This is a genomic window from Saccharopolyspora sp. (assembly GCF_017434145.1).
Lineage (GTDB): Bacteria > Actinomycetota > Actinomycetes > Mycobacteriales > Pseudonocardiaceae > Saccharopolyspora_C > Saccharopolyspora_C galaxeae.
Map to the genome: position 1 here is coordinate 1 of NZ_JAFRFW010000753.1, position 11,256 is coordinate 11,256.

The window sequence follows — 11,256 nt, forward strand, 5'->3', positions numbered from 1 at the left end:
CCTTTTCGAATACCCGGGGCTCGCGGGGGCTATGCCGCCGCACGGCGGAGAGGCCGAAGCACCTCCGGCACGTCGATGCGACGGTTGAGGGCCGATATCGGAACTGGGGCGCCAGTGAACGGGGGTTCACGGCGAAATCCCGTCCGTGCAAGCGCGCGCTGGTACGCACAGGCTCGTCGGTGATCGCCAGCGTCCGGAAGTTCCGCCTGTGCGAGCGGGCGAGCAGGCCCGCGTCCTCTCCCCAGTTGAGCGGTACGACGGAATCGGCGTCGTGCAGGCGATCCACACCCGCGCTGACCCACCGGCGCAGCATCGCCCACGCGACCGACGCAACACTTCACCGGTCGCAGCGGGCTCCGGAACCGAGTCCGTCCACTGTGGTGTTTCCGGGGCTGCACCAGGCGGTCGTCGCCGGCTGCCACCTCAAGCGAAACGTTCGAAGCACCCCGAGCCGTGGTCGGCGACCGCCACGCGTGCTCCGCGAGTCGCCGGCGATGGGTCCGGGAGGGCAGCGTGCTTTCCCCGAATCCTGCGACTCCGTGAGTGGAATCCCCGCAAAGCGCTTTCCGGGCCCTCGTCGCGATCTGCCGGGCTGGCGCCGGTGATGAGCTGTGACGGCGCGGCGGTGCGCCCAACCTGCCCGATTTGGAGGAGAAATGCGTTCGTCCTGGAAACTCGGCACGCTGGTGGGCGTGCTGGGCTTAGCGGGGCTCGTGACCCTGCTGGCGGTGTCGCCACCCGGCCCGGGGGCGATGACGTCGTCGGCAGCAGCCCGCGCCGCGGAGCCGCCGCCGTTGGATGCCCGGTGGTACGGGGCGGCGCCGTACGTGACGCCGATGTACGGCGATCCGCCGGACCTGGCCCGAGTGCTGCACGACACCGGGCAGAAGACGTTCCAGCTGGCGTTCGTGCTCGCCCCGAAGGGCGGCGGGTGCCGGCCAACTTGGGACGGCACGGCCCCGGTTTCCGCGGACGACGCAGCGGCGAACACGATCGACGGCGTTCGCGCGGCGGGTGGTGACGTCTCCGTGTCCGTCGGCGGCTACGGCGGGACGAACCTCGGCCAGACCTGCGGCACGCCGGAAGCCACGGCCGCGGCCTACCAGCAGGTCATCGACGCGCACCGGCTCCGGGCGATCGACTTCAACCTGGAAGAGCCGGAGATCGGGCAGCCCGGCGCGATCCGCAACGAGCTCGCGGCGGCCCAGATCCTGCAGCGGAACAACCCCGGCCTGTACGTCTCGGTGACGACCGTCGCGTCCGCGACCGGCACGACCCCTGCCGGGCAGGGCCTGCTGGACGCGGCCAAGGCGCTGAACTTCGTGCCGAACAACTACGCGATCATGCCGTTCAACGGGTTCCCGGACGCCGACAGCCAGATCGCCTCGCTCGAAGCGTTCCACGGCGCCTTGATGACCACGTTCGGCTGGGACGACGCCACCGCGTACGCCCACGAGGGCGCTTCGCTGATGAACGGGCGATCGGACGCGGGCGAGTACTACCGCCAGCAGGACATGCAGGCGGTGCTGGACTACGCGCTCGGCCGCGGGTTCTCCCGGTACACGTTCTGGTCGCTCAACCGGGACCGCCAGTGCGACCAGCCCGACAGCGGCCAGACCTCGGGCACGTGCAGCAGCGTGCCGCAGCAGCCGTGGGACTTCACCAAGTTGACCGCGCGGTTCGCCACCGCAGCACCGCCCGCACCGGCGCAGCCGGTCGCCGGCGGCTGACGCGGAAGCAGGAGTGGTCGCGGGGCTGCTAGCGACCACCCGCTCTCACCGTGCGCTGCCGCGAGCGCAGGCACCCGGGTGGCTCACGACGTGCGTGGTTCGCTGATGGGCGACTCCTCTGGATGGCGCGGCAACGAGCGCAACGCCGTGCTGGTCGAGGCGCTGCGAAAGGTGGCCGAGCGCAACGACCGCACGGTCGCTCAGCCGGTGATCGCCTGGGTCGCGGCGCTAGGCGACGACATCGTGTCGCTGGTCCGGACTCGGGAGCGGCTGACCGTTCCGGCCGGGGGAGGGCTGCGACGCCATCCACGTGAAGATTCGGGAGGGTGCCGTCGCCGACCTTGTCAGTGCTCTTGGAGATCATCTCAGCAATAGGTGTTCGCTCCGGTCCGGACAGCTCGGCACCATATTGGTCCATAATGGACTCTTGAGCTGTCCGCCCGCTGCCCGCGTTGAGCGCGAACACGAGAATCCGGCTCAACGAAGCTCCGGAATCTCGGCGGACCGTGGAAACGGGTCGCCGATCAGTGCGGGAAGTACTCCTGTTCTGGGCGGCCGGTGGCGCCGTAGCGCAGGCGCATGCCGATGTGGCCTTGTTCGGTGAGTTCAGCCAGGTAGCGCTGGGCGGTGGAGCGGGAGACGCCGGTGCCGGACGCGACTTCGCCGGAGGACAACGGCTGACCGGACTCGGCCAGTGCAGCCAGCACGAGATCGCGGGTCGCGGCACCGGCCGCGGCCGGACGTCCCGATGACTGCCGGGACGTGCCGCGCAACGCGGACAGAGCCTCGTCGAGGGCCTCCTGGTCCAGTGCCTCGGCCTCGGTGAGGCGCCGATAGCGGGCGTAGCCGCGCAGCAGCCGGGTCAACCGGTCGGCCGGGAACGGTTTGATCAGGTAGCCGAGTGCGCCGGCGGACATCGCGCGCCGGACGGTCTCGCCCTCGGCCGCCGCACTCAGCACGACCGCGTCGCAGGACAAACGGCGAATCAGCTCGGTACCGGGACCGTCGGGCAAATAGAGGTCGACCAGAGCCAGGTCGATCCCGTAGGCCGCGTCGAGCGCCTCGCGGGCGGTGCGCGCGGTCGCGGCCGCCGTGAACCCGGGGGTCTCGATGACGCGCGCGGCGTGCAGCTCGGCAACCCGGAAGTCGTCGTCCACGATCAGCACGGACAGCGGCGTCATTCCGCACTCCCAACCATTCCGGGAAGCCGCGCCACGAACACCGCGCCGCCGGAAACTCGATCGTCGTCCGCGGATGCCGGAAGGGCATCAGGCGGTCCTCCCCGCTCCACCAAGGTCAGATCACCACCGCGATTGCGGGCGATCTGCCTGGCGAGTCCCAGGCCGATGCCGCGCCCACCGGGCACCGCGGCATGGTTCTTGGTCGACATTCCTTCCGCGAACACATCGAAGCCAGCGGGGACGCCATCGCCGCTGTCGGCCACGGTGACGAACAGGGTGTCGTCGTAACTGATCAGCTCAACCTCCGCCCGCCGGTCAGCGCGCGTGCCTTCGCACGCGGCATCCACGGCGTTGTCGATCAGGTTGCCCAGCACGGTCGTCACGTCAGCGGGCACCGCCACCTCCGCTCGTACCCATGTCGAGCCACCGAGCGCCAGACCTACCCCGCTCTCCCGGGCCTGCGTAGCTTTCGCGGTCAGGAACGCCCGGAGATAGGGGTCGCACACCGCGTCGAGCCCCTCGGGCGCGGCTCCCGCCCCGGAATCCTGCAGCGTATCGAGGTAGACGGTGAGTTCGTCTAGACGGCCCCGATGCGCGAGGCCGGACAACACGTGCAGCCGATTCGCGAACTCGTGGCGCTGGGCACGCAACGAGGAACTCATGGCCCGGACCGCGTCCAGCCGCCGGGTCAACGCTTCCACGTCGGTGCGATCGCGCACGGTCAACAGCGTCCCGAGGTCGCGCCTGCCCCGCCGCACGGACAGCGCGGAGATCACCAGGACTCGATCATCCGCCACGGTGGTCACCTGCTCCCCGGAAGGCGACTCCAGCTCCGCGAGGACCCGCGGCGGCAGCCCCAAGGACGTCACCTGGCTTCCTTGCGGAGCGGACGTCCCGAGCAGCCGGCGCGCCTCGTCGTTGGCGACCGTGACCCGGCCGTCCGAGTCCACCGCCAGCACGCCCTCACCGATGCCGCGCAGCACCGCTTCCTGCTCCTGCACGAGCCCAGCCAGTTCCTCCGGTTCGAGCCCCAGCGTGAGCCGCTTCCACCGCCGGGCCAGCAACGCGGACGCGCCGATACCCGCCAGCAGCGCGACGACGCCCCATCCGAGCCCGCCGAGCAGCACCCGCACCGCCTGCTCCTCGACATCGGAGGCCGCCACGCCCACGTTGGCTTCTCCCACCACGCGGGTCGTCGAGCCGGGCGCGTACACCGGGACCTTGGCGACGACCTCTTTGCCCAGATTCGCGCGGTGGTAAGCGAGCTCTTCCCGCCCGGACAGGGCGATCGACGGGTCGGTGCTGACCCGGTGCCCGAGCCGCGCGGGATCCGGATGCGCCAGCCGAATCCCGCGGTCGTCGGTCACGACGACGAACAAGCTGTCGGTGCGTTTCCGGATCGACTCCGCCAAGCCGTGGGTCTTCGTCGCGGTCAGGACCTCGCGCGGAGCCCTCGCGGCGCCTACACCAGCCGAGAACCGCGCGGCGTCGGCACGAACGGCGGCCTGCTCGGCGATGGTGCGCGCGATGCCGAGCGCGCGTTGCTGGTGCTCGCGACCAAGGGTGCGGTGATTGACGTAGGCGAAGGCACCGAAAGTCACCGCGAGCGCGACCAACACGACGCCGCATTGCAGCAAGAGCACTTGGGTGCGCAGGGGCATCCGCAGCGATGGACGCGAGGACGGGTTCACGTCGACAACGTAATTCGCCAGGTCGGTGCCGCAGCCGCCCGACCCCCGCTGCACACAATGCACGCAACTCACGGAACCAAGGTTTCGCGGGTTGTGCACAGATCCTGGAGCGCCCTCGCTACCGCCGGTTAGCTTCCCCCGGCCAAGGCCGGACCGAGGCGCTTGCTGCACCGGCCGCCGCAGTCTCGCAACGTCGCGGTCACAGCGTCGCAAGCTCAGCGTCGCGGTCTCGCGGCGTCGCAGCGATCGAGGGAGTTCTCATGCGAAGCCCCAGTGCCCTCCGAGCCAGCGAAGGGGATGTCCGGTGACCACGCATAGCTGGACGCTGCTGGTGATCCTCGCGGCCGCGATCGGCCTGCTGATCACTCTGATCAACTCGCGGCTGCGGTTCCACCCGTTCATCGCGCTCATGGTCGTGTCGATCGGAACCGCGCTGGCGGCTGGGCTGTCCACGGACGAGATCGCCGAGTCGGTGGAAAAGGGTGCCGGAAACATCCTCGGCGATGTCGGCGTGACCTTGGCATTCGGAGCAATGCTCGGAAGGTTGTTGTCCGCCTCCGGAGCCACCGACCGAATCGGCAGGTCCATTGTGGACCGTGCTGGGGAGCGGGCCCTGCCGTGGTATTTCGCGGGTGCGGCGTTCTTGCTGGGAATCCCGATGTTCTTCGAGATCGGGCTCATCGTCTTGCTGCCGTTGATTTTCAGCGTGGCGCGGCGGTTGCAGCGTGCTGGTCGCGGCCACGGCTCGCCGTACGTGTACCTGGCCACCCCGGCCATCGCCGCTCTGGCGACCCTGCACGGGATGACTCCACCGCACCCGGGACCGCTGGTCGCACTCGAAGGACTGCACGCGGACCTGGGCACGACGATCGTCATCGGACTGGTGTGCGCGGTGCCCACCGTGGTGCTGGCCGGCCCTGTTTACGGCCGCTGGATCGCGCCGCGACTGGACGTGCGCCCGGACACGGAGCTGACCGCGCAGTTCGCCGGCGAGGAAGACCAGCAGTCCAACCGTCCCCCGATGCACATCGCTTGGGCGATCGCCGCGGTGCTCGTCCCCGTGGTGCTGATGCTCCTGCGCACACTCGCGGAGGTGCTGTTCGCCGAGACGAGCCCGATCCGGCACGTGCTGACCTTCACCGGCGAGCCGGTGATCGCCATGTTCGCCGGTTTCCTGTTCGCGCTGTTCGCACTCGGTTACCGCAGCGGCATGTCGGCCGAGGACATCCGCGGCGCACTGGGCGAGAGCATCAAGTCCGTCGCGGGAATCCTGCTCATCCTCGCCGGTGGCGGGGCGTTCAACCAGGTGCTGGAAGACTCCGGGATCGGCGACGCCATCACGTCTGCGGCCTCCGGCGTGCACCTGAACCTGCTGGTTTTGGGCTGGTTGGTCGCGCTGGTGCTCTCGTTCTCCACCGGGTCGGCGACCGTCGGCATCGTGTCCGCGACGGGCATCCTCGCACCGCTGGCCGCCGGCGAGTCGAGCGTGCACACCGCACTGCTGGTCGTGGCGATCGGCTCCGGTTCGATCGGGCTCAACTACGTCAACCACGCCGGGTTTTGGCTGGTCAAGGAATCCTTCGGCATGACACTCGGACAGGCCACCCGCTCGCACACCGCGATCCAGACATTGGTCAGCGTATGTGGCCTCGGGATGACGCTACTGCTGTCGCTGGTGTTCTAGGGCCGATACCGTGACGTGCATTAAGAATCTTGGACGAGGCCTCTCGACTGAGCGGATGGCCGGCCACCGACACCGCGGCGACGTAGACGAGCCCGCCGGCCCGGTCGACGGCAGTGCGCAGCGCCGTCCACCGGTGCCGGGGGTCGATCTGGGTTCCCTGCGGATGTTCGGCGCTGCCCGCGCGCACCGGCGCACCGGTTTCGGCGTCGCGGACGAGCACTTTGCAGGACTGGGTCGACGAACCCGCGACCAGGGACCTGGTCAGCGCGCTCCTACCAGGTGTTCGACGGCCAGTTGCTGCAGCCGGGCGTTCGCGCCGCCCCGCTCGGCCGCCGCTTCCACGTCGAGTTCCTCGGACAGGACGCTGGTGACGGTCTCGTCCCCGTCCAGAGTGGGCACCGACAGCTGGTCGAGGCGGGCGGCCTTCCGGGCTCGGGCGACCTCCGGGTCCTGGCGGAATTGCCGCGCCCGTTCGCGCAGCGCCAGGTAGGTGCGCATGTTGGAGCGCGCGCTTTCCCACACGCCGGCCCTGTCCTCGGTGCGCAGCGGCTTGTAGTCGAAGTGGCGGGGGCCGTCGTAGCCGCCGTTCTCGAGCAGGTCGACGAGGAAGAACGCGTTGATGAGATCGCCGTGCCCGAAAACGAGGTCTTGGTCGTAGCGCGGGCCGTGCTGGCCGTTGAGGTCGATGTGGAACAGCTTGCCCTGCCACATCGCCTGGGCGTAGCCGTGCACCGCGTTGAGTCCGGCCATCTGCTCGTGGCCGACCTCGGGATTGACGCCGACCATCTCCGGGTGCTCCAGGGTCTGGATGAAAGCCAGGGCGTGGCCGATGGTCGGCAGCAGGATGTCGCCGCGCGGCTCGTTCGGCTTGGGCTCCACGGCGAACCGCAGCTGGTAGCCCTTCTCCTTGACGTAGTGCGTCAGCGCGTTGAGGCCCTCCCGGTAGCGCTCGAGGGCGGCGGTCGGGTCGTAGGCGGCTTCGGCCTCCGAACCTTCGCGGCCGCCCCAGAACACGTAGGTCTGCGCCCCCAGTTCGGCGGCCAAGTCGATGTTGCGAGCCGCTTTGCGCAGAGCGAACCGCCGGACGTCCCGGTCCTTGGCGGTGAGTGCGCCGTCCTTGAACACCGGATGTCCGAACAGGTTCGTGGTCGCGGTCGGCACCGCCAGGCCCGTTTCGGCCAGCGCCTTGCCGAACCGCTCGATGATCGCCGTGCGTTCCGCGGCGGGCGTACCGAACGGGATCAGGTCGTCGTCGTGGAACGTGATGCCGTACGCGCCGATCCCCGCGAGCCCGTGCACCGCCTCGACCGGGTCGAGGCGCTCGCGGGTCGGGGCGCCGAACGGATCGTCGGCGCGCCAGCCGATGGTCCACAGGCCGAAGGCGAAACGGTCCTGGGGGGTCGGTGTGAGGTCCATGCGCTCTCCTCGCGTGATGTCGACGGGGTGCGGACGACGCGGCCGGGATCAGCCCGGCCACGCCAGCGCGGTGCGGTCCACGTCCTCGAGAGGCCCTTGGTCTCGGGAACCCGATCGAGGACGAACCGCACCGACACCGCTGCGAAAGCGGTGCAGCCGAGACAGGTCATCGGCAGGCTGATCTCTGAAAGCGGTGGGAACGTCGCGGCAATGAGGAAGTTCGCCACGCACTGGGCCGTTGCGGGCACTGCCAGGGCGGGAGGCGGAAGAGCTCAGCAGCAGCGAGCTGGACTCGTCGATCCCCGCATTCGTGGAGGCGTCGGCTCGGCTGCCCGATCACGAGCCGTCCCCGACGCGGACGGTGAACGATGTCTGCTGCGTCCGGCCGCGGTACTCGACGGTCGCGGTCACCGTGGCGACACCGGCCGAGCCTGCGTGCACACCGGCTTGGTCGACCCGCACCACCTCGGGCCGGTTGGACTCGTAGCTGATGCGCATCCCCGGAGGCAACTGCGCAGCGGTGCCTTCGGCGTCGTAACCACGTCGGGTCCCGTCCGACATCGCCACCGTCAGGCGGGGATCGATGTCGGTTCCCGGCTCGTACATCACCCGGGAGGCGTTGCTGTCCCCCGGATCACCGGTGGCCTGCGGCGTCACCGCGACGGACTGCGGCTTCGGCACGAGCTCGCCGGTGACGTTCAGACGCCGCTCGTCGGCGACGTCCGTGCTGGAGCCGGCGAGCTGTAGGCGGTAGGCGTCATCGACGGCGTAGCGGTCGTGCTGCTCGTCGAAGAAGGCCAGATCGCGCGCGGGAACCCGGAAGGTGACCTCCCTGCTCTCGCCCGGTTCGAGCCGTACCTTCTGGAAGGCCGCCAAGCGCTTGTCCGGGCGCGGGTCGTCCCCGCTCCGTTGCTGGGAACCGCCGGCACGCTGCAGCGAGCTCGAGTACAGCTGCACGACATCGGACCCGGCCGTGTCCGAGCGATTGGTGATCGTGGCTCGCGCGATCGCGGTTCCGTCGGCGTCGATGTGGTCCCGGTCGAGGCGCAGCTCGCCGTAGTCGAAGTCGCTGTAGCTGAGCCCGTGGCCGAAGGGGTAGGACGGCTCGCCCCGGAAGTACTGGTAGGTGCTGCCGGGATGGCCTTGGTGCGGCCGGATGTCGTAGTCGCCGAGCCTGCCCAGCTGCGCGTCGCCGCGATACCACGTGAACGGCAGGTGCCCGCTCGGGTTGTGCTCGCCGGTGAGCACGTCGGCGAGGGCTTGGCCCTTGCGCTGCCCGTTGTAAGAGCTCCAGAGGATCGCCGGCACGTCGTCGGCGAAGCGCGTGACGTCGACCGCGCCAACGGTTTCCAGGTACACCGCCGTGTTCGGGTTGCGGTGCGCCACGCCTTCGATCAGCTCCGTCTGCGGCTCGGGCAGTTGCAGGGTCGCGCGGTCCTTCTCCTCCTCGGCGTGGTCGTCGTCGGTGCCCGCGTAGACCACGGCGGTGTCGTAGTCCGCAGCCTTGCGGATCGACTCGGCGTTGGCCCGCGCGGGGTCCTTCGGATCAGTACCGGGCAGGAAGTCCACGGTCGCCTGCGGGTTGATCCGCTCGATCGCCTGCTTGACGCCTTCTAGCCCGTTGACGCTGTTGGCCCGGCCGGACGGCCCCTGCTCGCTCGAATAGCCACCCAGGTACATCTGCTCCGGGGCGGCGTAGTCGCCGATGACGGCGACTCGGAACGGCCCGCTGCGCGGCACATCGAGCGGTAATAGCTGCTTTCCAGCGCTGGTCGAGCCGTTCTTCAGCAGCACGAGAGCTTCGCTGCCCGCGCGCCGGGCGAGGTCGAGTCGCTCGCCGGTCTGCGTGACGGCCTTGTTGGCCTCGGAGTTCTCCCAGCTGCCGCGGGGGACACGTTCCCGGGCCTGCTGCACCCATGGGTTGTTCGCATCGTCGTCGAACTCGCCCAGCCGGATGCGGTTGGTGAACAGCCGCACCAGCGAGGCGTCCAGGAAATCCTCGGTGTAGGTGCCGTTCGCGGTGGGTGTGCCGAGTTCGACGGCGGTGGGCAGCGTGTTGCCGTAGTGGTGCTCGTCGTGCAGGCCCTGGTTGCAGTTCAGATCAACACCGGCCGCGTTGGCGTAGGCGTTGCGTTCCACGGGGCCGACGGGCTCGTCGTGTCCTGGCGGCTGCCAGTGGTGCCCGTGCTGCATCTCCCGCGCCGAATCGCAGTCGGTCGTCAGGAAGCCGCGGAATCCGAACGTCTTGCGCGCCAGCGTGTCGATCAGGTGCGTGCTGGCCGTGGCGGGCACGTTGTTGACGCGGTTGTAGGCGGTCATGATCGACGCTGGGCGGGTTTGTTCGAGCACCTGCTCGAAGGGTTTCGCGTAGTACTCCCGCAGCGTGCTCTCGTCCATGTCGGACGATCCGGTGGTGCGGTTGTACTCGCTGTTGTTCGCCGCGAAGTGCTTGATCGTGGTGCTGGTCTTGAGGTAGCCGCCGCTGTCCGGCCGCGGCTCGCCGTCGCGGTCCCTGCCCTCCATGCCGTTGATGTACTGGGTGGCCAGTGCGGCGGTGAGTTTCGGGTCCTCGCCGTAGGTCTCGTCGTTTCGCCCCCATCGCGGGTCGCGGCCGAGGTTGATCGTCGGCGAGTAGAAGTTGAGGTCGTAGCGGTTGTCCCGCACCACCTCCCTTGCTTCGTCGGACACCTGGTCGGCGACCTCGTGCACGAGTTCCGGATCCCAGGTGGATCCCATCGACAGGCTCACCGGGTAGGACGTGGTGTTGACCAGGTCCGCTGGAGCGGCGCCGTCCTCGGTCTGCTCGCGCGAGACGCCGTGGATGGCCTCGTTCCACCAGCCGTAGGCCTTGACGCCCAAGCGCGGGATCGCGGGCGCTCGGCTGGAGGTGAGCTGCTGGGCCTTCTCCTGGACGGTCATGCGGGAGACGAGGTCGGCAGCGCGTTCGGCGGGTGCGTACGACGGGTCGCGATACACCGGCGCCGCAGCGGTAGCCGAGGCGTTCGCCCCAGCGCACGCGATGCACAGGCCCAGGGCCGTGGCGAGCAGGAGTGGTCGTCTTCTTCGGGTGCGCACGATGACCTCCAGGTGGTCCGTCACGTCGGTGGGACGGGCTGATCGGTCGATTATTATTTTACCGAGGAAAAAACAAAATGCCCCGGCCGTCAACCCCCGGCCGATCAGCAATACTGACCTGGGATCCCGCCGAAACGAGGAACGAGTGACTGCTTCGACCACCTCGGGCCGTGCCCCGGCCGGCCTGCGACGCCACAACCTCCGCACGATTCTGGAGCAGCTGCACTTGCACGGACCCACCAGCCGCGCGGATCTTTGCGAGGTCACCGGGCTGACCCGCAGCGCCGTGGCCGACCTCGTCGCCGACCTCGCCAACCGCGGTCTGGCCGCCGAAGGCGAAGCCGCAGGCTCGCAGAGCGGGCGCGGACGCCCGCCCCGGATCGTCTCCCCGAGCACCGACCGCGCCCAGGTGCTGGCCGTGGCGATCGAAGTGGACACGATCCGCATCAGCCGCGTCGGCTTCGGCGGCACATTGCTCG

General features: G+C 69.4%; 6 protein-coding genes and 1 pseudogene. 3 read left to right on the forward strand and 4 right to left on the reverse strand.

What is annotated here, in order from left to right:
• Window positions 1-656: 656 nt before the first annotated feature.
• Window positions 657-1,730 carry a glycosyl hydrolase gene (locus tag IJH84_RS20435; protein ID WP_295147677.1) on the forward strand — a complete coding sequence of 358 codons (1,074 nt, stop codon included), beginning with the start codon at window positions 657-659 and terminating at the stop codon, window positions 1,728-1,730.
• Between the two features lie 524 nt (window positions 1,731-2,254).
• Here IJH84_RS20435 and IJH84_RS20440 read toward each other — a convergent pair.
• Window positions 2,255-2,911 (reverse strand): response regulator, encoded by a 657-nt coding sequence (locus tag IJH84_RS20440; RefSeq protein WP_295147680.1) that lies wholly within the window; start codon window positions 2,909-2,911, stop codon window positions 2,255-2,257.
• On the reverse strand, window positions 2,908-4,602 hold the full coding sequence (locus IJH84_RS20445; protein ID WP_295147683.1) for a sensor histidine kinase: 1,695 nt from the start codon (window positions 4,600-4,602) through the stop codon (window positions 2,908-2,910). The genes IJH84_RS20440 and IJH84_RS20445 overlap by 4 nt, the downstream gene beginning before the upstream one ends.
• Window positions 4,603-4,906: 304 nt before the next feature.
• On the opposite strand from IJH84_RS20445, the gene IJH84_RS20450 reads away from it, so the two are divergent.
• Window positions 4,907-6,286: a GntP family permease gene (locus IJH84_RS20450; protein ID WP_295147685.1), complete on the forward strand. Its 1,380-nt coding sequence runs from the start codon at window positions 4,907-4,909 to the stop codon at window positions 6,284-6,286.
• A 261-nt stretch (window positions 6,287-6,547) separates the two neighbouring features.
• Here the strand turns inward: IJH84_RS20450 and xylA are convergent, their stop codons facing one another.
• The gene (gene xylA, locus IJH84_RS20455) at window positions 6,548-7,702 is read right to left on the reverse strand and encodes a xylose isomerase (protein WP_295147687.1); all 1,155 of its coding nucleotides are present in this window, start codon (window positions 7,700-7,702) and stop codon (window positions 6,548-6,550) included.
• A 336-nt stretch (window positions 7,703-8,038) separates the two neighbouring features.
• Window positions 8,039-10,801 carry a glycoside hydrolase family 3 C-terminal domain-containing protein gene (locus IJH84_RS20460; RefSeq protein WP_295147690.1) on the reverse strand — a complete coding sequence of 921 codons (2,763 nt, stop codon included), beginning with the start codon at window positions 10,799-10,801 and terminating at the stop codon, window positions 8,039-8,041.
• Window positions 10,802-11,003: 202 nt separating this feature from the next.
• Between IJH84_RS20460 and IJH84_RS20465 the strand changes: the two are divergent.
• Window positions 11,004-11,256 (forward strand): annotated as a pseudogene (locus tag IJH84_RS20465) (sugar kinase); the annotation flags it as partial.

Coding starts and splice junctions, on each gene's coding strand:
- IJH84_RS20435 (WP_295147677.1), top strand. CDS start 657: ATGCGTTCGTCCTGGAAACTCGGCACGCTGGTGGGCGTGCTGGGCTTA.
- IJH84_RS20440 (WP_295147680.1), bottom strand. CDS start 2,911: ATGACGCCGCTGTCCGTGCTGATCGTGGACGACGACTTCCGGGTTGCC.
- xylA (WP_295147687.1), bottom strand. CDS start 7,702: ATGGACCTCACACCGACCCCCCAGGACCGTTTCGCCTTCGGCCTGTGG.